This window comes from Vibrio sp. Isolate30 (assembly GCF_022397975.1).
GTDB lineage: Bacteria > Pseudomonadota > Gammaproteobacteria > Enterobacterales > Vibrionaceae > Vibrio > Vibrio fortis.
In genome coordinates, this window is sequence record NZ_JAKEUS010000003.1 from 254,327 (window position 1) to 277,847 (window position 23,521).

14 protein-coding genes are annotated in these 23,521 nt (G+C 46.4%); 4 read left to right on the top strand and 10 right to left on the bottom strand.

The window, feature by feature from the left end:
- Position 1: 1 nt before the first annotated feature.
- From L1D60_RS11345 to L1D60_RS11360, 4 genes are all read left to right on the top strand, one after another.
- A complete protein-coding gene (locus L1D60_RS11345) occupies positions 2–871 on the top strand; it encodes an N-acetylglucosamine kinase (protein ID WP_239841180.1) in 870 nt (289 codons plus the stop codon).
- Positions 872–892: 21 nt separating this feature from the next.
- Positions 893–2,812, top strand: coding sequence for a family 20 glycosylhydrolase (locus L1D60_RS11350; protein ID WP_239841181.1), 1,920 nt, complete (start codon positions 893–895; stop codon positions 2,810–2,812).
- Positions 2,813–2,910: 98 nt separating this feature from the next.
- Positions 2,911–5,316 carry a N,N'-diacetylchitobiose phosphorylase gene (locus L1D60_RS11355; RefSeq protein ID WP_239841182.1) on the top strand — a complete coding sequence of 802 codons (2,406 nt, stop codon included), beginning with the start codon at positions 2,911–2,913 and terminating at the stop codon, positions 5,314–5,316.
- Positions 5,317–5,390: 74 nt separating this feature from the next.
- Positions 5,391–6,803 (top strand): phosphoglucomutase/phosphomannomutase family protein, encoded by a 1,413-nt coding sequence (locus tag L1D60_RS11360; protein WP_239841183.1) that lies wholly within the window; start codon positions 5,391–5,393, stop codon positions 6,801–6,803.
- Positions 6,804–6,949: 146 nt separating this feature from the next.
- On the opposite strand, the gene L1D60_RS11365 is transcribed toward L1D60_RS11360, so the two are convergent.
- The 10 genes from L1D60_RS11365 to hrpB all read right to left on the bottom strand — a co-directional run bounded on the left by L1D60_RS11365 (position 6,950) and on the right by hrpB (position 23,489).
- Positions 6,950–7,978 (bottom strand): ABC transporter ATP-binding protein, encoded by a 1,029-nt coding sequence (locus L1D60_RS11365; RefSeq protein WP_239841184.1) that lies wholly within the window; start codon positions 7,976–7,978, stop codon positions 6,950–6,952.
- Positions 7,978–9,603 carry an iron ABC transporter permease gene (locus L1D60_RS11370; protein WP_239841185.1) on the bottom strand — a complete coding sequence of 542 codons (1,626 nt, stop codon included), beginning with the start codon at positions 9,601–9,603 and terminating at the stop codon, positions 7,978–7,980. The genes L1D60_RS11365 and L1D60_RS11370 overlap by 1 nt, the downstream gene beginning before the upstream one ends.
- A 248-nt stretch (positions 9,604–9,851) precedes the next feature.
- Positions 9,852–10,868: a Fe(3+) ABC transporter substrate-binding protein gene (locus tag L1D60_RS11375; protein WP_239841186.1), complete on the bottom strand. Its 1,017-nt coding sequence runs from the start codon at positions 10,866–10,868 to the stop codon at positions 9,852–9,854.
- 145 nt (positions 10,869–11,013) lie between these two features.
- The gene (locus L1D60_RS11380; protein ID WP_239841187.1) at positions 11,014–12,243 is read right to left on the bottom strand and encodes an ammonium transporter; all 1,230 of its coding nucleotides are present in this window, start codon (positions 12,241–12,243) and stop codon (positions 11,014–11,016) included.
- A gap of 25 nt (positions 12,244–12,268) precedes the next feature.
- Positions 12,269–12,607, bottom strand: coding sequence for a P-II family nitrogen regulator (gene glnK / locus L1D60_RS11385; RefSeq protein WP_004738200.1), 339 nt, complete (start codon positions 12,605–12,607; stop codon positions 12,269–12,271).
- A 213-nt stretch (positions 12,608–12,820) separates the two neighbouring features.
- Positions 12,821–13,189, bottom strand: coding sequence for a YacL family protein (locus L1D60_RS11390; protein WP_239841188.1), 369 nt, complete (start codon positions 13,187–13,189; stop codon positions 12,821–12,823).
- 158 nt (positions 13,190–13,347) lie between these two features.
- Positions 13,348–15,936 (bottom strand): bifunctional aconitate hydratase 2/2-methylisocitrate dehydratase, encoded by a 2,589-nt coding sequence (gene acnB, locus L1D60_RS11395; RefSeq protein ID WP_239841189.1) that lies wholly within the window; start codon positions 15,934–15,936, stop codon positions 13,348–13,350.
- A 272-nt stretch (positions 15,937–16,208) separates the two neighbouring features.
- A complete protein-coding gene (locus tag L1D60_RS11400) occupies positions 16,209–18,539 on the bottom strand; it encodes a patatin-like phospholipase family protein (protein WP_239841292.1) in 2,331 nt (776 codons plus the stop codon).
- Positions 18,540–18,579: 40 nt separating this feature from the next.
- Positions 18,580–20,994 (bottom strand): penicillin-binding protein 1B, encoded by a 2,415-nt coding sequence (mrcB, locus tag L1D60_RS11405; RefSeq protein WP_239841190.1) that lies wholly within the window; start codon positions 20,992–20,994, stop codon positions 18,580–18,582.
- Entirely contained in the window at positions 20,991–23,489 is a 2,499-nt protein-coding gene (gene hrpB, locus L1D60_RS11410; protein ID WP_345772869.1) for an ATP-dependent helicase HrpB, read from the bottom strand. The genes mrcB and hrpB overlap by 4 nt, the downstream gene beginning before the upstream one ends.
- Positions 23,490–23,521 lie beyond the last annotated feature (32 nt).

A 23,521-nucleotide genomic window follows, 5' to 3' on the forward strand; every position in this document is an offset into this window, starting at 1 on the left:
CATGTACTACGTAGGTATTGATGGCGGCGGCACCTCTTGTCGTGCACGAATTCGAAACAAAGACGGACAACTTATTGGTGAAGCCAAAAGTGGCAGCGCCAATATTCTTCTGGGCACTGACGTTGCGATGGCATCTATTACTGCTGCAATTCGCGACGCGGCACTGCAAGGCGGTTTAACAGAGTCAGATTTTTCAAAGATGCATGTTGGATTAGCACTTGCTGGTGCTGAACAGAAGTCAGCGTGGTTGAGCTTTATGAACATCGACCACCCTTTTGCCAGCATCACACTCAACACCGACGCTTATGGTGCCTGTATTGGCGCTCACAATGGCCAAGATGGTGCCATCATGATTGGCGGTACTGGCTCATGTGGCATTCTACTCAAAGAGGGTGAGCAACACGTCGTTGGCGGTCGTGAATTCCCAATCTCGGACCAAGGTGGTGGTGCGGTGATGGGACTAAGACTTATCCAACAAGTGCTTCTAGCAGAAGATGGCATTCGCCCAAAGACCTCACTCTGCCTGCACGTAATGAACCATTTTAATAATGATGTCGACAATATTGTTGAATGGTCGAAAACCGCAATCCCAAAAGACTACGGTCAATTTTCACCGGTCATTTTTCAACTCGCCAATGAAGGGGATGAGCTCGCCATTGAAATGCTCAAGCAGACCGCGGCTGACATCGAAATGTTTGTAAATGCACTTCATCGTAAAGGAGCAAACCAAGTATGCCTGATGGGCAGTATCGCTGAACGCATTCTGCCTTGGCTTTCGCCCGTTGTTCAACAATGGATTGTACAGCCTCAATTCGACGCTATCGAAGGTGCGTTGATGTTTGCTGGCAAGCCCGAACACAACTTGTACTAATAGACTTAACAGGGAAGTGATATGAATTACCGCATCGACTTAGCTGTTCTCTCAGAACAAAAGCAAAACTGCCGCTTTGGTCTTACTGTACATAACTTAAGTGATTCAGACATCAAGGCATGGTCACTGCACTTTGCCTTTGACCGTTTTATTCTCCCAGATAGCTTATCGCAAGGCGCTCTAACTCAAGTGGGTAGCTACTGCACATACACCCCTAATGACTGCGAGCTTAAAGCGAACAATCATTGCTATTTCGAGTTCAGTATTCAGAGTGCGCCATTCCGTTTTATCTCGGACGGTTTAAACGATGCGTTTATCCAGACTATCATCAATGATGAAGCACAAATCTTGCCTGTTGCTATCTCACCGATTGTTTTGGCTTCTCCATATCGTGAGCGCACTGAAATTCCTCAGGTCAATAACGCACCTTTGGCTCTGATCCCACAACCAAACTCAGTCACAACACAAAACGGAGTGTTCCCCCTCACTCCAAATACAGTACTCGCTATAACCTCAGCTCTCGCAAATGATGGTGGCGAGTGGCTGAAAGAAGAATTGCGCACCCATTTCGAGCTATCACTGCCTGAGCAAGAGGTGGGTGCCATCACTTTTCGAACCAACCCAACGTTGGATGATGCTGAATATAAGCTAACAGTGACACCAGAAGCCATCACTGCAGAAGCGGGCAGCCAAAGCGGCTTTATCTACGCAGCAGCAACCCTACTCCAACTTATCGAACAACAAGGGGTTGAGTCTTTCTCTGTGCCATGCTGTAAAATCGTCGATAAACCAAGGTTTAAGTACCGCGGAATGATGCTCGACTGCGCGCGCCACTTTCACTCGTTAGAAGATGTGAAACGCTTAATCAACCAACTCACCCTATACAAGTTTAATGTTTTCCATTGGCATCTCACTGATGATGAAGGCTGGCGCATCGAGATAAAACAGCTACCTCAGCTCACCGATATTGGTGCATGGCGCGGTCTTGATGAAGCACTAGAGCCTCAGTACACACATCTGGCACAGCGTTACGGTGGCTACTACACACAACAAGAGATCCGTGAAGTTATCGACTACGCCGACAAACGCGGCATCACGGTTATCCCAGAAATAGATATCCCAGGTCACTGCCGCGCAGCGATTAAGTCTCTGCCAGAAATGCTGGTTGAGCAAGAAGATACGACCGCATACAAGAGCATTCAGCACTATACCGACAATGTACTCAACCCAGGGCTTAAAGGCACTTATGAGTTTCTCGATATCGTCATCGAAGAGGTAGCAGCACTTTTCCCAAGCAAGCTTATCCATATGGGTGCCGATGAAGTACCGCCTGGTGTTTGGAGTAACAGTCCAGCAGCGCAAGCAGTGATGAAAGAACACGGTTATCAGGACAGCAAAGAGCTACAAGGCCACCTATTTCGTTATGCCGAAAACAAGCTCAAGCAGCTCGGTAAGAAAATGGTCGGTTGGGAAGAGGCGCAACATGGCAACAAAGTCAGCAAAGAGACCATTATCTACTCTTGGCTAAGTGAAGAAGCAGCGGTTAACTGTGCTCGTCAGGGCTTTGATGTCGTACTGCAGCCTGCTCAATTTACTTATCTCGACATGACACAAGATTACGCACCAGAAGAACCCGGTGTCGACTGGGCGTCAGTAATTCCATTGGAGCAAGCTTACAACTATGAGCCACTCGCTGAAATCTCTGATGCTGACCCAATTCGCAAGCGAATTCGCGGTATTCAGTGTGCGCTCTGGTGCGAAATTGTTACTCATCAACAGCGTATGGATTACATGGTATTCCCTCGAATTAGCGCATTAGCGGAAGGATGTTGGACGCACAAGAACAATCGTAATTGGCTGGATTATCTGTCCCGCCTGAAAAGTCACTTACCACTGCTCGAGCGATTGAATATTCAATATCGTTCACCTTGGCAAGACTGAAAGACAACCCATTAATTTCGGATACATAGCCATCAGGCTCTGAATCAATATTTGTAAGATCAACTGCTGGAACGCAGTTTGTTAAAAAGGAAATAACAATGAAATACGGCTATTTCGACAACGAGAATCGCGAATACGTCATCACTCGTCCTGATGTCCCTGCACCTTGGACCAACTACTTAGGTACTGAGAAGTTCTGTACGGTCATCTCACACAATGCTGGCGGTTACTCGTTCTATAATTCACCAGAATATAACCGTGTTACTAAATTCCGCCCGAATGGCACTTTCGATCGCCCAGGTCACTATGTTTACCTGCGCGACGATGAGACGGGCGATTACTGGTCTATCTCTTGGCAACCCGTAGCAAAGAGCCTAGATGAAGCAAACTACGAGGTTCGTCACGGCCTGTCGTACTCTAAGTTCAAATGTGAATACAGCGGTATTACCGCAACCAAAACACTGTTCGTACCTAAAGGCGAAGATGCTGAAGTGTGGGATGTGGTTCTAAAGAACAACACTGACAAGCCACGTACTATTAGCACGTTCTCGTTTGTTGAGTTCTCGTTTAGCCACATCCAATCAGACAACCAAAACCATCAGATGTCTCTGTACTCTGCGGGTACTTCTTACCAAGAAGGCGTGTTGGAATACGACCTGTACTACAACACTAATGACTTTGAAGGCTTCTACTACCTAGCCTCAACCTTCTCACCAGACAGCTACGACGGTCAGCGTGACAACTTCCTGGGCATGTACCGCGATGAAGCGAACCCAATTGCGGTTGAAAACGGTAAATGTTCGAATAGCGCTCAAACCTGTTACAACCATTGTGGTTCTCTGCATAAGCAATTCACGATTCAACCAGGTGAAGAAGTTCGTTTTGCCTACGTACTAGGTATCGGCAAAGGCAACGGTGAGCGCCTACGCGAGAAATACCAAGATGTGGCAAACGTAGATGCAGCTTTCCAAGGTATCAAAGATCACTGGGATGAGCGTTGCAATAAATTCCAAGTTAAGTCTCCAAACGAAGGCTTAGACACCATGATCAACACTTGGACACTGTACCAAGCAGAAACCTGTGTGGTGTGGTCGCGCTTTGCATCTTTCATTGAGGTCGGCGGACGTACCGGTCTTGGCTACCGCGATACCGCGCAAGACGCTATCTCTGTGCCACATGCAAACCCTAAGATGACACGCAAGCGTATTGTCGATCTACTGCGCGGCCAGGTAAAAGCAGGCTACGGTCTACACCTATTTGATCCTGATTGGTTCGATCCAGAGAAAGCGGATGTGAAACCTTCGAAATCACCAACGGTAGTACCGACTCCATCGGACGACGATAAGATCCACGGCATCGAAGATACTTGTTCTGATGATCACTTATGGATCGTTCCTACCATCATCAAATACGTGATGGAAACCGGTGAACATGAGTTCTTTGATGAAGTAATTCCTTACGCAGACGGTGGTGAAGCAACAGTTTACGAACACATGAAAGCGGCGCTGAACTTCTCTGCAGAATACGTAGGTCAAACTGGTATCTGTAAAGGTCTACGAGCTGACTGGAACGACTGTTTGAATCTAGGTGGCGGTGAGTCATCAATGGTGTCATTCCTACACTTCTGGGCGCTACAAGAATTCTTAGACCTTGCTAAGTTCCGCAATAACGATGCTGACGTTGAGAAATATACTGAAATGGCCGCTAACGTTCGTGAAGCGTGTGAAACACACCTTTGGGACGAGGAAGGCGGCTGGTACATCCGTGGTCTAACTAAAGATGGCGACAAGATTGGTACTGCGCAGCAAGCTGAAGGTCGCGTGCACCTAGAGTCAAACACACTGGCGGTTCTATCAGGTGCGGTTTCTCAAGAGCGTGGCGAGAAAGCGATGGACGCGGTTGATGAGAACCTATTCTCAGAATACGGCTTGCACCTAAACTCTCCGTCATTTGCAACACCAAACGACGACATTGGCTTCGTTACTCGCGTTTACCAAGGCGTAAAAGAGAATGGCGCAATCTTCTCTCACCCGAACCCATGGGCATGGGTTGCTGAAGCGAAGCTAGGTCGCGGTGATCGTGCGATGAAATTCTACGATGCGCTTAACCCATACAACCAGAACGACATGATTGAAACACGTTACGCAGAACCATATTCGTACGTGCAGTTCATCATGGGTAAAGACCACCAAGACCATGGTCGTGCAAACCACCCATGGCTAACCGGTACTTCTGGCTGGGCTTACTTCGCGGTGACTAACTTCATTCTTGGTGTTCGCACTGGCTTTGAAGGCTTGACGGTTGATCCTTGTATCCCAACAGATTGGCCAGAGTTCGAGGTTACTCGTCAATGGCGTGGCGCGACTTACAACATCACAGTGCAAAACCCGAACTCAGTAAGCAAAGGGGTTGCGTCTATCACTATCAATGGCGAATCAGTTGACGGAGCAATTCCAGTTCAAGCTGAAGGCAGTGTAAACGATGTTGTCGTTGTTCTTGGCTAATCACGTCACTTAACGAACTGCTCTTGCCTCAAGTTCTTGCTGACTTGAGGCAATGAGACTAAAAGGATTTTCACATGATTAAATTTGGTACTGGTGGCTGGCGCGCTTTCATTGGTGAAGAGTTCACTCGCGATAATGTACGCTTGGTTGCTCAAGCACTCGCTAACATCATTAATGATGAAGATGCCGCAAAAAATGGCTTTGTGATTGGTTATGACCGTCGATTTTTATCTGATAAAGCGGCTTGTTGGTTTGCCGAAGTGCTTGCAGCCAATAACATCAAAGTCAGCTTCATCGATAAGTTTGTTCCAACACCTATCGTGATGTTCCAAGCAAAAGAGATGGGATGTACCTACTCGGCATGTATTACTGCTTCTCACAACCCAGCAGATTACAACGGCATTAAGGTGTTCATCGAGGGTGGTCGTGATGCTGATGAGATCATCACAGAGAAGATCGAACAGCAGATTGCGACACTAACCAGTGAAGATGTTGTCCGTGTCGACTTCGAACAAGCCCTCAATGACAAAGAGATCGAAATCATCAACCCGATGAACGACTTTGTCGACTCAATCATCAACTTCATCGACATTGACGCGATTAAGAAAGCAAACTTGCGTGTGTTGATCGACCCAATGTTTGGTGTAGCAAAAAATGCTCTGCAAACGGTTCTTATCAATGGTCGCTGTGATGTCGACGTTATCAACGACGGCAAAAACCCAGACTTCGGTGGTCTAATGCCATCACCAAGCGCCGCAACTCTGTATCGCTTAAAACACTTGGTTGCAGCGGAAGGTTATGACATTGGTATCGGTACCGATGGCGATGCAGATCGCTTGGGTATTATCGATGAGAAAGGTAACTTCATTCACCCGAACGAAGTGCTACTGCTGCTCTATTACTACTTGCTTGAATACAAGGGGTGGAAAGGTTCGGTCGTACGTAACATCGCAACCACTCACCTATTAGATAAAGTCGCTGCCGACCATGGCGAAAAGAGTTTCGAGGTTCCAGTTGGCTTCAAGCACATTAGCTCACAGATGGAAGCAGATGACTCGTTGATTGGCGGTGAAAGCTCTGGCGGTTTAACCATTCGTGGCCACATCAAGGGCAAAGATGGCGTATTCGCTTCAAGCCTATTAGTTGAAATGATCAGTGTAACGGGTAAGAAACTCTCTGAACTGCTTGACGAGATCTACTCCAAGTATGGTTACGCATACACAGCGGAAGGTGACTGTACTTTCAAGCCTTCACAGAAAGAAGCACTCTACACCAAGATCTACGTAGAAAAACAACTTCCCGAGTTCGAGTATGAAATTGAAAAAGTCAGCTATGAAGATGGCGCGAAAGTCTACTTCAAGAATGGTGGCTGGGTGATTGCTCGCTTCTCTGGAACCGAACCGTTGCTGCGCATATTTGCAGAAATGGAAGATAAAGACACTGCTGAACGTGTTCTTCAAAACATGAAAGCTTTCCTATCTTTGTAACTCCTTGAGGAAAGTTTTTATACCTAGCTTTAACCCTATAGGTGAAGAACGCTTGCCCAGTACCCTACTTAGTCAGTTTGGTACTGGGCTTTTTTATTCACATCAGATTGTTTCTACGACAGGGGACTGTTTATTAAGCGAACTACTTAGAACGCCAGAACACCCTTAGTATCAACTTTCACTGTCACAGGCATACCCACTTCCAACGCTTCAGAAGAGGTCGCCAATAACTTCTGACCATGCGCTTCAATCACGTAACGACAGTGGTCGCCCATAAATTGCTGCTCTAACACAGAGATAGCACTGTCTTGCTCGTAACTCGCGAGAATATGCTGAGGTCTTAGCAGTAATTCACAGTCATTACCCAGCTCAATGTTAGTTTGAGATTTCGCCTCAACCACACCTAAGCTGGTTTCAAATTCATTTTCAGAGATACGCTGAGCATTCAAGTAACTACCACCACCCAAGAAGTCAGCAACAAACTTACTTGAAGGGTGGAAGTAAAGCTCAGATGCCGAACCATACTGCTCAATCACACCGTTGTTCATGACTGCCATTTTATCTGCAAAGGCGAATGCCTCTTCACGGCTGTGCGTTACAAAAATCGCGGTCACACCCTGCTTTTTGAAGATCTTTCTGATCTGAGAGATCAGTTCGTGACGAACCTGAGTATCGATATTTGAAAACGGTTCATCGAGTAACAGTAGATCTGGCTTGTAAGCCAAAGAGCGCGCAATAGCAACACGCTGCTGCTGACCACCAGAGAGTTGATGCGGGTAGCGTTCTCCGTACTCATCAAGGTGAACCAACTCAAGCATCTCACGAACCTTGGCCTGTTTTTCTTTATCAGAAAGATCTCGTAAACCAAACGCGACGTTCTGATTGACCGTTAAGTGCGGAAACAGCGCATAATCTTGAAAGATCATGCCGATGTTGCGCTGTTCTGGCGGTAACCAGTTTTCACCGTCATCAATGGTTTGGCAATTTAGGTTCATTACGCCACTGCTCAGAGGAAGCAGACCCGCAATCGCTTTAAGCAAAGTCGTTTTGCCACAACCACTAGCACCGAGTAAACAGACTATCTCACCGTGCTCAACCTCTAAAGAGAGAGACTCTAATACCGTCTGAGACTCATACTTACAAGTCAGGTCTTTAATTGATAATGCACAACTCATTAGTTTTTTTGCTCCAAAGAACGGTTAACGATGATAAGCGGAATCAGTCCAACGAGTACCAACAGGACAGCGGGCATCGCAGCTAGCTCAAGGTGCTCATCCGAGGCGTAGTTATAAACGTAGGTCGCTAGTGTTTCAAAATTGAATGGTCTTAGCAGCAATGCCGCATTCAGTTCTTTCATTGATTCGATAAACACCAACAAACCAGCGATCAAAGCACCACGCTTAATCAAAGGAAGGTGGACGCGGCGCAACATTTGATTCGTATTACAACCCATGGTTTTAGAGGCCATATCCAGTGACGGTGAAACCTTGCTTAAGCTACTCTCAATACTACCAATAGCAACTGCCGAAAATCGCACCACCATGGCAAAAATAAGCGCAAACATTGAACCCGAGAAGATAAGACCTGGGCGTCCCCACTCCATAGCTTTAGCAATGTCGTTCACCAAGTGATCCATAAACAGCACAGGCACCATAACACCGATGGCTAATACCGTTCCTGGAACCGCATAGCCCATAGAAGAGAGACGCATATAAGCAAGGTTACGCTTGCCAGGATTCACTCGCTGGTTAAAGTTAACAATCAGTGCCACCAGCACACCAATTACAGCAGCTAGAACAGAAACATTTAAGCTATTCATCGCGTACTCTCTGAACTCAGCAGTCCAGCTTTGTGCGAAGTACTTGTACGCGTAAATAAGAAGTTGACCTAACGGGAATAAGAAAGCGACACACACCAATCCCCAACACCAGAACAGTGCCAGCCACTTTTTCCAACCGTTTAGCTGGTAGCGGAAATCTTCTCGACTATTGAATTGGTTTTGAAATAATTTCTGTTTACGACGGCTGTATCGCTCTGAACTCAATAACAAGATCACGATAACCAACATAATAGCCGAAATCTTAGCGGCCGCAGTGAGACTAGAGTATCCAAGCCAAGTGTCGTAAACCGCTGTCGTCAGCGTGTTAACGGCAAAGTAACTCACAGTGCCAAAGTCGCCAACGGTTTCCATAGCCACAAGGGATAGACCAACCGCCATTGATGGACGAACTAGCGGCAGAGAAATACGGCGGAAGCTTTCCCAAGGAGAACATTTTAGCAGTCGCGCAGATTGCAGCAGGGAGACATTCTGCTCCATAAACGCGGCACGGCATAACAGGTAAATATAAGGATAGAGAACTAACGAAAGTACGATGATCGCACCGCTTAAAGTTCGAATATCAGGGAACCAATACTCACCAGGCCCCCACCCAGTAATATCACGCAGAAGAATCTGCACTGGGCCTGCAAAATCAAACCAATCAGTAAAGATATAACCTACGATGTAACCCGGCATCGCCAAGGGAAGTACTAATGCCCATTGAAGGACGCGCTCACCTGGAATACGGCACATAGCCATGATCCACGCGGAAGGAATGCCAAAGATTAACGACAAGCACATGGTGCCAAAAACCAGTAAAACGGTATTGTAGGCGTAAGTTGGCATCACCGTAGACATTAGATGAGAGAAAAGCTCATCCGTTTCACCAACAGCGGTTGTGAATATCGCTAAGATCGGAAAAACCAGCAGCAAAGCGATCACTCCACTACTGGTGTTCCATATATAATTCTTTTGTTTCATCGCTTAATTACAACGGAGAGGGATAACTCGAAAATGCGTTTGAAAATACATCTCATATCCTTTTAAAAACTAAGGGTAGTTATACCGATATCGCACTGTGACTGCAAGGCGCGAAGCTCAGAACTCAACCGTTCCAGGCTTTGCTTTGTATCAAAAAGTGACTTGCTTAAAAACAAAACAACCCCAAGCCCATAAAGTAGGAACTTGAGGTTGTTAATCAATCTAGGCCGAAACCTACATTAATGAAATTAAAGGTCGAATTTAACTTCATCTAGAAGCTTGATTGCTGCTTCGTGGTGGTTAGCAATCTCGTCTAGAGAGATTGTATCCGCTTTGAACTCACCCCAAGAGCCTACAAGCTCAGATGGTTTAACATCTGCTTTAACTGGGTATTCGTAGTTCACTTCAGCGTACATGCCTTGAGCAGTGTTACCCGCTAGGAATTCCATAAGCTTAACAGCGTTCTCTTTGTTTGGAGAGTATTTCGCCATTGCCATACCAGAGATGTTTACGTGAGTACCAGTTGTCTCTTGGTTCGGGAAGTTAATGTAAACAGCGTCAGCCCATGCTTTTTGCTCTTTATCGTTAACCATCTTACCTAGGTAGTAGCTGTTACCAAGAGAAACGTCACATAGACCTTCTTTGATAGCTTTAACTTGTGCACGGTCGTTACCTTGAGGCTTACGAGCTAGGTTTGCTTTAACGCCTTCTAGCCACTCTTTAGTTTCTGCTTCACCTTTATGAGCAATCATAGAAGATACTAGAGAAACGTTGTATGGGTGCTTACCGCTACGAGTACAAATCTTACCTTTGAATTCTGGCTTCGCTAGATCTGCGTATGTGAAATCGTCACCTAGACGACCAACGCGGTCACGAGAAGAGTAAACGCTACGTGTACGAGTTGTAAGAGCAAACCACTCGTTGTCAGTATCTTGGTACTGAGCTGGGATGTTTTTCTCTAGTACGTCGCTCTCAACAGATTGAACTAGACCTTGTTTAGTTAGCTCAGATAGACGGCTGATATCTACAGTTAGGATAACGTCAGCTGGGCTGTACTCGCCTTCTTGAGCTAGCTTCTCTGCTAGACCTTTCTTCGCGAACTTAACGTTTACTTTAATACCAGTTTCTTTCGTGAACTCATTAAACATTGGCTCAACTAGGAAAGGTTGACGGTAAGAGTATACGTTTACTTCTTCTGCCGCGATTGCAGCTGTAGGTGCGATAGTTGCACAAGCTAGAGCAGAAAGAGTTAGCAGTTTTTTCATTGGTTCAGTCCTTTAACTTCGTAATGATAACGTTTATCAGTTGCGTTATTATATTCATCATAATTTAGAAAACAATGATAAAGAACAAAAAAACCTGCTCATCCGAGCAGGTTTCAAGTAGGTTAAATGTAAATCTTTGTAAATGTTACTTCACAGATACGAACTCTGGGTAAGCACCAACACCACAATCGTGCATGTCCATACCTTCTAGCTCTTCGTCTTCGCTTACACGGATACCGATTGTCGCTTTAAGCACAGCCCATACCGCTAGACTTGCACCAAATACCCAAGCAAAGATAACTGCAGCACCGAATAGTTGAGCACCAAATGTTGCATCAGCGTTGCTTAGTGGCACAGCCATCAGACCGAAGAAACCACATACACCGTGTACTGAGATAGCACCTACTGGGTCATCAATCTTAGCTTTGTCTAGAGCGATGATGCTGAATACCACTAGTGCACCAGAAACAGAACCGATAGCCACTGCGAATAGAGGTGATGGAGATAGTGGGTCTGCTGTGATTGCCACTAGGCCAGCCAGCGCACCGTTCAATACCATTGTTAGGTCTGCTTTACCCCAAGTTGTCTTACACACTAGTAGTGCTGCGATTGCACCCGCTGCTGCTGCTGCGTTTGTGTTTAGGAAGATTTGACCGACTGCTGTCGCGTTTTCAAAGTCCGATACCATTAGCTGAGAACCGCCGTTGAAGCCGAACCAACCGAACCATAGGATGAAGGTACCTAATGTTGCTAGTGGCATGTTTGAACCAGGAATTGGGTAGATTTCACCGTTTTTACCGTATTTACCTTTACGAGCACCTAGCAGAAGTACGCCAGCCAGAGCCGCAGCTGCACCTGCCATGTGTACGATACCTGAACCTGCGAAGTCACTAAAGCCAGCTTCAGATAAGAAACCTCCGCCCCATGTCCAGTAACCTTCCATTGGGTAGATGAACGCTGTTAGAACGACAGAGAAGATTAGGAATGACCATAGCTTCATACGCTCAGCAACTGCACCAGATACTACTGACATTGCTGTTGCAACGAATACTACTTGGAAGAAGAAGTCAGACTCTAGAGAGTGATCCGCACCTTCACCTTGCGTACCAATCAGTGCACCAAAAGATGGCAGCCAACCGCCTTCACCGTTGTCGACATACATGATGTTGTAACCAACAACTAGGTACGTTGTACATGCAATCGCATACAGACAAATGTTTTTAGTTAGGATTTCTGTGGTGTTCTTTGAACGTACAAGACCAGCCTCAAGCATTGCAAAGCCTGCCGCCATCCACATTACTAACGCACCTGAAATGAGGAAGAAAAAAGTGTCTAGTGCGTAACGTAATTCCGTTACTGTTGTTAAAAGTTCCATATTAAATTCTCCAGTCCTTGAATTCTTAAAGTGCTTCTGCGTCCATTTCGCCAGTACGGATACGTACCGCTTGGCTCAGGTCGTACACAAAAATCTTACCGTCACCAATTTTTCCGGTATGAGCAGCTTGGCTAATTGCTTCCACAACGCGATCTACGTTTTCTGCTTGAGTGGCAATTTCTAGTTTTACTTTTGGAAGGAAATCAACTTGATATTCCGCACCACGGTACAGTTCCGTGTGGCCTTTTTGACGACCAAAACCTTTAACTTCTGATACTGTCATACCTTCGATACCGACATCAGATAGTGCTTCTCTTACATCGTCTAATTTGAATGGTTTCACTATGGCATTGATGAGTTTCATAATCGTTCCTTAGATTTCTTACTTAGTCCGTTAATACTCTTTCTATAATCCAAGTAGCGTGCCAAAAAGTTAAATCATTGATATTTAACAATTTTAACTTTAAACATTTCCAATAACGAAAAAGGCCGCACCATAATGGTGCGGCCTTTTCACTATCTTAATGCGTTGGTAACAAATTGCTCTATATTTGGGCAATGCGCTCAAATGGGTATTCTACAACCCTAAGAAATCTACCCAGCGCTCCATCAACAACTCAAAATCATCAATACCACATACCGATAAACTTTCACTATTGTAAAAGTCGAACTCGCTGCCCTCTTCCATTTCATAGTCATGGCCAAGAACGTTCTCTTGAATTGTCACTTCATCTTCATTTATCGAGAGTGTGATCTCTTTGCCGAACATTGAAAGCTCATTGCTAAAGTTAGTGCGTGAGGATTCGATCAGCGCTAGCACTTGGTCAATTTTGGTTTTATCTTTGCCAATCTCTTCTTGAAGCCAACGTCCTACGATCTCGTGTCCCATGCTGCACTTTACGTAGTACTCGCCCATCAAAGTGTTTCTTGTAAATTCGAATTCCATCGTAGCTCCACGCAGTAACTGCAGACAGGGTTAAAAATGAGGCGAGAGTATATAGTGAAGTTATGCGGAGATCGAGCAACGTTCAGCTACCAAACGGCATAAAAAAACGCCCTCTACATAGTAGAAGGCGTTTTATCATTCGATCAATCAGTCAGCGATTATGCTGGTTCTTGGAAGATAACCGTGTCAGCTTTCTCTGTGTACTGACCCATCTTGTGGAAGTTCAGGTAACGGTAAGTATCAGCTGCCGTTGCATTAATCTTCTCTGCGTACTCTAGGTACTCTTCTTTCGTTGGGATACGACCTAGAATCGCACCTACCGCAGAAAGCTCAGCTGACGCTAGGTAAACGTTCGCACCTGTACCCAAACGGTTCGGGAAGTTACGAGTAGATGTAGACATTACTGTCGACTTGTCAGCAACACGTGCTTGGTTACCCATACACAATGAACAACCCGGAGTTTCGATACGAACCCCAGCACGGCCGAAGATACCGTAATAGCCTTCTTCTGTTAGCTGGTCTTTATCCATCTTAGTTGGCGGAGCCACCCATAGACGAGTGCTTAGCGAGCCGTTGAACTCTTCAAGCATCTTACCTGCAGCACGGAAGTGACCGATGTTCGTCATACAAGAACCGATGAACACTTCTTGAATCTCAGTGCCTTGCACGTCAGAAAGAAGACGAGCATCATCTGGATCATTTGGTGCACATAGGATTGGCTGATCGATATCAGCAAGGTCGATCTCGATAACGTGAGCGTATTCAGCATCTGAATCTGCAGATAGCAGCTCAGGGTTCGCTAACCACTCTTCCATTGCCGTGATACGACGCTCGATAGTACGAACATCACCGTAGCCTTCAGCGATCATCCACTTAAGCATAACAATGTTTGAGTTCAAGTACTCTTCGATAGACTCTTGAGATAGCTTAACAGTACAGCCAGCAGCTGAACGCTCAGCAGATGCGTCAGAAAGCTCGAATGCTTGCTCAACAGATAGGTGCTCAACACCTTCGATTTCCAGTACGCGACCAGAGAATTCGTTGATCTTACCTGCTTTTTCTACTGTTAGTAGACCTTGCTTGATGCCGTAAAGCGGGATTGCATGTACTAGGTCACGTAGTGTGATACCCGGTTGCATTTCACCTTTAAAGCGAACCAAGATAGATTCTGGCATATCAAGAGGCATTACACCTGTTGCTGCTGCGAATGCTACTAGACCTGAACCCGCAGGGAATGAGATACCTAGAGGGAAACGAGTATGCGAGTCACCACCTGTACCTACAGTATCAGGCAGAAGCATACGGTTTAACCATGAGTGGATAACACCATCGCCTGGGCGAAGTGAAACCCCCGCACGGTTCATGATGAAATCAGGTAGCGTGTGGTGCGTGTTAACGTCAACTGGTTTCGGGTAAGCCGATGTGTGACAGAAAGATTGCATCACAAGGTCAGCAGAGAAGCCCAGACACGCAAGGTCTTTAAGCTCATCACGCGTCATTGGACCCGTTGTATCTTGAGAACCTACTGTGGTCATCTTAGGCTCACAGTATTGACCTGCGCGAACGCCTTCAACACCACATGCTTTACCAACCATTTTCTGAGCTAGCGTGTAACCCTTGTCAGATGCAGATGGATCAACAGGCTTAGCAAATAGATCTGTCTCTTCTAGACCAAGAGATGTACGAGCACGGCTAGTTAGGCCACGACCGATGATCAGTGGAATACGACCACCAGCACGAACTTCATCAAGCAACACTTTGCTCAGTTCAAAGCTAGAGATCTCTTCACCGTTTTTACGTACAACACCTTCGTATGGGAAGATATCAATAATATCGCCCATGTTCATGTTCTGTACGTCGAGTTCGATAGGTAGTGCACCAGAGTCTTCCATTGTGTTGTAGAAGATTGGCGCGATCTTACCACCCAGACAAACACCACCAGTACGCTTGTTTGGTACGTATGGAATATCTTCACCCATGAACCAAAGTACTGAGTTGGTCGCAGACTTACGAGAAGAACCTGTACCTACAACGTCACCGACGTAAGCAAGCTGAATGCCGTCTTTTTGTAACTCTTCAATCTGAGCGATTGGACCTACAGTGCCAGGTTGGTCAGGGTTGATGCCATCACGTTCCATTTTCAGCATCGCTTTTGCGTGTACTGGAATGTCTGGACGAGACCATGCATCAGGTGCTGGAGATAGGTCATCGGTGTTCGTTTCACCAGTGACTTTAAATACTTTTACTGTAATTTTTTCGGCAACTTTCTCTTTCGAAGTAAACCAATCAGCGTCTGCCCAAGATTGAAGTACTTGTTGTGCTGAAGCATTACCTGCCTTGGCCTTCTCTTCTACATCATAGAAAGCATCAAACATCAGTAACGTGTGAGATAGCGCTTTAACAGCAATAGGAGCAAGTTCAGCATCATCAAGAAGTGAAATCAACGACTCGATATTGTAACCACCTTGCATAGTACCTAGCAGCTCTGCCGCTTTCGCTTTGCTAACAAGTGGTGATGCTACTTCACCTTTGGTGATAGCAGTTAAGAAGCCCGCTTTTACGTAAGCAGCTTCATCTACACCTGGTGGAATGCGATTTTCTAGTAGGTCAAGAATGAACTCTTCTTCACCTTGAGGTGGGTTCTTTAGAAGTTCAACTAGGCCAGCAACCTGCTCGGCATTTAGTGGTTTTGGAACAACTCCTTCGGCAGCACGTTCTTCGACGTGTTTACGGTAGGCTTCAAGCACGACTTTTTTCCTCTCATTGCGGTCCACCACCTTCCTTCATAATTGTTAGTAAAATAAAGCGGTGAACATCCTTGGAAACTTGGCTCTCCATTGCCATTTTCGTCATTCAATTTGTATTGATGATCGGCATCAGAGAGGCCAAACTGTGGGCGGTATAGTAGCAAATTTAACGATTAATTAAAATCTTATCATTTTGACCAACATAGCAAGTTAAGACGAAAGTCCCACTATTTTTGCCTAATTAGTCACCAGTATCGCTATTTTTCGCATGGTTATTTATATGACGTTCCGATAATAAGGTAAACAGAATTGTAGTTATCTTCTGTCATACCATACGCCAAAATAATTGGCCCAATCGGTGAATCGCCCCCCGCAAATAGCGAACCTGCTGTGTACAACGGAGCTTCATTAATTTTCAAATCATTGTTCGACCAAACACCACCGTGTTCAATGGATGCGCCCAGATAGAATGGGGATTCAAACAGGCCGAAATCATTCTCAAACCATTTATAACGGTATACCAAACTCGTGAACGCAAGGTTCTGACCCAGTAAACTGTTGCGTGGAATACCGGACAAGTTTAAGAAACCACCTAACTGTTTAGGATCAATTGGGAACAGCGAGTTTTTGCTCTCCACAATGCCATAATCCACCTTTGCGACTAAAGTATGGCGTTTGTAGCTCTGCGCAGCCATGAGGTTAGCGGAGAACTCATAAACCGTATCGCTATCTTGAACGAGGTTAGGATCAGAGATAACAGAATCCGCATCAAACTCATCATGAGAGACGAGGTATTCTAAATCAACAAAATAGCCCTCTGTCGGAAGACTGAAGTTATCCAACGTATCTAAACGATAACCAATAAAGCCACCAATTCGCTGGTAAGAGCCCCCTCCAAGCGATGGCAGCGACGACACTTCGACCTCACCGTCGGTGTATCGTCCACCGAATTTAAACTCTTGCCACAAGGTCGGTTGGTAACCAAAAGCCAACTCACCAATGCTCTCTTTGTATGTCATCGAAACAAAGTCTTGGGTTACATCTAAAGTTGGCTCTTCAATTTCGTCGATATTGGCCGGTAGGTTGCGCTTTTGATTCGCATAGACAAACGAGGCCGATGTAAATAGCTTCTGTTGTGAGAAAAACGGAGAAAACAGCTCAGCCTCAATGCGCTTATCTGTCCCCATTTCTAAGTTGGTTCTTAATTCTGCACCGTGCTGATTGATGTCTGTAAAGTTCGCAGAGACACCAATCGAGTATTGACTATCTGTGGCAAAGTCATCTTCCAAGAAAAAGCGGAAATTGAGGTAGTTAGGCCCCCACTCTTTCTCATTCACATCCACAATTAGTTGATCTTGACCATCGACATTGTCGAATTCGTAGGTAATAAGCTCGAAGCGATCCAATGCGTACAGGTTTTGCACACTGGTTTCAATTTGACTGGTTTTTAACACCTGTCCCTCTTCGAGATTTAGGCGGTTTTCAATCAACTTATCTGAATAGTGACTGTTGTTGTTGATCACAACTTCATCCACTACCGTCTTGTCGCCGTGTTTCAGCTTACGTCGTGCTTGCTGTTTGGCTTCGACATAAGATTGGTACTCGGCAGTGCTCATTGAAAGGCTGCGAAGATCCTCTTCAAATTGATACGCGACTTGATAACCGGCTTCGTATGCACCCGGCATTTTATCAAACTCGGTGGTTTCCATTTGGCCTACATCAGGCTGAAGAAAGACATCTTCCTCCGTCAAAGTTTCCGCTTGTTGTTGAGTGCTACGACGTACTAAGTAATTAGAAAGTTGGTCTGCCACCGTAAAAAGGTTAGTGAACTCTTCTTCGCCTTTGTAGTTGGTACTGATATCTACTGCGATAACGATATCCGCGCCCATCGCACGAGCAACATCTACAGGCATATTATTGATGACACCACCATCGACCAACATGCGCCCATCCACCTCATATGGTGGTAAGGCTCCCGGCACTGACATACTCGACATCATTGCATCAACGATCTGCCCTTTGTCGATCACCACTTCTTCGAGTTCGATGATATCCGTTGCGACTGAACGGTAAGGAATAGCAAGATCATCAAAGGACTCAAGTGGTGCTAAGTTACCCGTTGTTTCGCGAAGGATACGCAGCATATTCTGACCTTGTACCACACCCGTTGGCGCTCGTATTTCCCCCCAACCTAAACCTAAATCCGTGGTCAGTTGGTAGCGGTCTTCATACTCTTTGTCACGCACGCGTCGATCACTACGGTTTACACGGTCGCGATAGCCTTTATTCCAATCAACAGAATAGATAAAGCTTTCAATCTCATCAGCACTCATACCCGTCGCATACAAGCCACCGACATAGGCCCCCATACTAGTGCCTGTCACGTAGTCGACCGGAATGTGCATCTCTTCAAGTGCTTTTAAAACACCGATGTGAGCCGCTCCTTTGGCACCACCACCAGCAAGAACCACGGCGATACTCGGTCGTGTTTTCTGTTCAGCTTGCGTTTTATCAGTAGGCTCAACCGCATTGTCAGCCAAAACTTGTGAACAAAATACAAATCCAACAACACCGAAACCACGACGCAGCCAACGAGAAATCATCATGTAAACTCTATCCTTGTCATCTATTTCTTATGCAACTTTACCACTCAAAAAGCTTCTTTAGCCACTGTTTTGGTTGGCTTTCACATCCCTTTTTAATGTCGCCACGTTCATCCCAAACGGGTAACTTCACCGGGCCGTCACAATTAAACTCTAGTGCTCCAGAGTTAGTATTCACGAAATTGGCCGTAGCAATACCATTAGGCCACGGCAAACGAAGTACTTCTGGGCCTCGCTGCTTAAGGTAATCCGCATAAACACGAAGAGCGCCGCTAGAGCCGGTCAGCTTGGTCGGCTTGTTGTCATCACGCCCGAGCCAAATTGTGGTTACCTCTCGCCCATCGACGCCAACAAACCAACTATCGCGGCTGTCGTTACTGGTACCCGTTTTACCCGCTAATCCAGCCCAAGCGAACTGGCTCTGTAGGAATCGCCCCGTACCTTCCGACACGCCTCGTTTCATCGCATAGGTCGTTAACCATGCGGCCTGTTGCTCAACACTTTGTGACACGCGAGGTATTGATTGATAAAGAACTTCACCATCGCTGTCTACCACTGAGCGTAACGCCGAAAGGGGCGCTTTCCTACCTGAGTTAGTGATCGTCTGGTACATCTGTGCGACTTGGAACGGCGTGAGAGAAAACGAGCCTAAGAACATCGATGGTACTGGGCGAATCTCATTTTTATCCACCCCTAACTTTTCGATGGTATTTGACACGGAATCAATGCCAAGTTGCATTCCTAAGCGAACCGTAGGCACGTTATAAGATTTTGACAATGCAACATATAAAGGCACTTCACCACGGAATTTGCGATCAAAGTTTCTTGGGCTCCATACACTGCCCTTGCTGCCTTTCAAACTTAAAGGCGTGTCCATCAAGGTTGTCGCAAGCGTGTATTTGTCGGGCTGTTGAAGCGCTGTCAGGTACACCGCAGGCTTGACCAATGAACCAATCGGGCGGCTAGCATTGAGTGCGCGATTAAAGCCATCGTAACCAGTACGCTTGCCACCGACCATAGCTCTGATCTCACCGGTGTTACGGTCAACCGCAATCGCCGCGGCCTCAAGTTTGTCCCCTGCAGTTTTAGCCAATTGAGGCACCTTTCGAGCAATGGAACGTTCAAGCTCTTGTTGCGACACCGGGTCTAGCGAGGTAAACACTCGTAACCCTTTCTGCGCCTCAAACCGGTCGCCAACAAACTTCTTCAACTCGACATTCACTTGTTGGAAATAGGCAGGCTGACGGCTAGCAATACGTGGGTTATCTTGAATATCAAGATCTCGACTGGCTGCGGCCTCGTACTGGCTGGCACTCAAGATGTCTTGCTGCATCATGAGACGTAACACCAAGTCTCGTCGTGTTTTAGCTCGTTCTGGGTAGCGCACAGGGTTGTAATAAGATGGCCCTTTCACCATGCCCACCAGCAATGCCAGTTGGTCGATTCTCAGCTCTTGGATTGGTTGTCCAAAATAGAGGCGAGACGCCAAGCCAAAGCCGTGGATCGCTTCACCACCGTTCTGCCCTAGGTAAACCTCATTCAAGTAAGCCTCTAAAATCTCATCCTTGCTGTAACGATAATCCAAAATCAACGCGATGTAGGCTTCACGAATCTTACGCCAAAGCGTTCGCTCACTAGAGAGGAATAGGTTTTTCGCCAATTGCTGGGTCAAGGTACTACCGCCTTGCACCGTGCGACCAGCCTTAACGTTGACGACCATCGCACGAGCGATCGCTAATGGCGATACACCGTCGTGTTGGTAGAAATCTCGGTCTTCGGTAACCAGCAACGCATCAACCATCACCTCGGGGAATTGGTTACGTTTCAAGAAAAGACGTTGTTCATCGTTACTTTTTTCAAGCATCCCCAGCATCTTAGGTTCGATACGTAGGTAGCCCATATCGCCTTTCTTTTCTAGAGACTGAATACGCGTGAGCTCATTGTCATTGAAGTGAAGCATCACATGACGGTCTGCCTCTGGGCCATCAACAAATTCAAATGGACGACGAATCAACTCAATCTTAGTGGAAGATGAAGAGTACTCACCTGGATGGCGAGGCGCATTGACCTTGCGGTAGTTGAGTACATCAAGCTCATTGCGTACCTGCTGAATGCTAATCGGTGTGCCCGGTGATAAATCGAATACACGAGCATAGACCACGGTCGGTAGCTCGAAAAGCTGACCTTCAAAACGTTGTTTCACCACGGTATCGAGGTAGATGCCAACAAAAAGCAGGATCGCAGCAACGGCAAGGCCAGCTTTCCAGGCAAAGCCCCACAGCATCTTCAACCAACCACGATTCGCTTTACCGCGCTTACCCGTCGTTCGTTTTTTAGCTGATGCTCTTGGCTTTCTCGGTTTTGCTTTGGTTTGAGGCGACTTGGTTGCCGGTGATTTTTTAACAGGTGCCTTTTTTGCTGGCCCCTTTTTTGGTGTAAACATCTTTATCATCATCGATTCAACTGTCGTTTGGTTTTGGTCGTCGCAACATGATTCGCCGGATCATCCGGCCACGGGTGTTTAGGGTATCGACCTTTCATCTCTTTCTGAACTTCTTTGTAAGCCCCAGCCCAAAAACCGGCTAAGTCTTGCGTGATCTGCAGTGGCCTTTGTGCTGGGGAGAGTAACTCAAGCACAACTTTTTTACGCCCTTGAGCGACCAAAGGAGAGTCTTGCTCACCAAACACTTCCTGCATTCGAACCGATATCACAGGCTCTGCATTTTCTTGATAACGAATAGCCTTCTTACTGCCCGTTGGCATGACATAGTGTGTTGGCAACCATTGGTCGATCTCTTGGTTGAGCGGCCACCCCAGATACGCCATCAAAGCCTGCTCAAGGTTGACACTTTGTAACCCCTTCGCCGACTTCACGCCATTGAGATACGGTGTTAGCCAATCCTCTATATGATTCAATAAGCTTTGTTCGTCAGCTCTAGGCCACTCATGCTCTGGCAACCACTGCGCCGCGCAAAGAATTCGAGCTTGAAGCTGTGTTGCAGCTGGTGTCCAGTTCAATATTTTCAGGCCTTTGCGCTTTACGTAGTTAAGTAGAGCATCACTGATTTGATCACTATTTGGCTCTGGCAATGCCTTACTGTTAATAACAAGCTGGCCAAAACACACACGTTGCTCTGCCACTAGACACCCTCGTTTATCGTCCCAATCAACATAATCACGAGCTGTAAACATATCCGGGAAATGCTCTTCTAGACTCACTAGATCCACTGCGGTGGCTAAGAATACTTGACTAGAGCGACTCGCACTTCTCATCAAATCAATCACTACTAAGTAGTTGCTATCAGCAAGAGGATCGTCATCGCGCACCTCAGCACCATGACCATTGGCAAGCAAAAACTGATGATTCTGCTTACCGCGCGATTGTGCGATACGATCAGGAAACGCCAAACACAATGCCAAAGACAGGTGGGACTCATCAACAGTCTGCAAGTCAAATTTGTGTTTTAACTTCGCAGCTAGCGCATGCGCTCTTTGGGAGATATAGCGGTTTCTGGTGTGCTTGCCTTGTTTGAGGCGGTATAGGGAGTGCTGCAGATCAGAGATATTGCGCTCTGGTTCTTCAATCAGTGCCGCCGCAGCAATCGCCGCATTGAGCAACTCATTACTGTGCTGTTTGGCTTTAATCAGCATGCTCGCAATACGAGGATCCAACCCAAGTTGCTGCGCTTGCTTACCTTGCGCAGTAAATTGCCTACTATGATCCAAAAGCCCCAATTGCTGCAACAAACTGCTCGCCTGTGCCAAAGCAGCTTGAGGTGGAACGTCGAGCCATTGCAGCTCATCAGCAGTTGCTGCTCCCCACTGAACCAGCTCAGCCAGTAGCGAAGATAAGTCGGAATGAAGAATTTCAGGGACTGGAACCAAAGGCTGTTGTTGCAGCTGAGCTTCACTGTACAAACGCACACACAGTCCTTCTTCTATACGTCCGGCACGGCCCGCTCGCTGCTCGGCAGACGATTGAGAAATTTTGACCTGCTCAAGCTTTGTTACACCCGTTTTCAAATCAAACTTCGCCACACGCTCAAGTCCAGAATCGACCACTAAACGAATCCCTTCAATAGTCAATGAGGTCTCCGCAATGTTGGTCGCCAGCACAACTTTGCGCTGACCTCGCTTGGCAGGAGCTATGGCTTGCTGCTGCTGAGCAAAAGTGAGCTGACCATACAGCGGGAGAACATCGACATTGCCGCTCAAATGTTGCAACCGTTCTTGAACTTGCTTGATAGCCGAGACGCCCGGCAGAAAAGCCAACAGTGAACCTTGCTCTTTCTCAATCAAAGATTCGATGGTTGTGGCCATTTTCGCGGGCAAATAATCATTGGTCGCCAATGGTTGATAACGATACTCCACAGGGAACGAGCGCCCCTGTGATTCAATATATTCAGCCTCTGGTAATAGAGCTTGTAGCGTCGATTGTTCGAGTGTCGCAGACATCACCACTATCTTGAGATCATCCCTGAGCGCTTCTTGGATCTCCAGACTAAAGGCCAAAGAAGTATCAGCATGAATACTGCGTTCATGGAACTCATCAAAGATCACCATATCAACGCCTGTGAGCTCCGGGTCGCTTTGAATCATGCGCGTCATGATCCCCTCAGTGACAATCTCTAAACGAGTTTTACTGCTGGTTTTATTCTCACCACGAACCCTAAAGCCAATCGTCTCCCCCACTTTTTCACCCAACTGTTCAGCCAAATAACTGGCAATATTGCGCGCAGCAAGACGCCTTGGTTCCAGCATGACTATCTTGCCACTCACTACCTGAGACTTAACCAGCTGTAATGGAAAGAACGTAGATTTGCCAGCACCAGGGGCCGCTTTGAGGATTACTTGAGAATGGGAACGAACGCCGGAGAGCAACTCTGGCATCACAGCTTCAATAGGCAGTTGTGACAATGGGAAGACCTTGTGGTGTAATGTTGCCAATATTGTACATAAAAACAGTTCCCTCTAAATAAGTA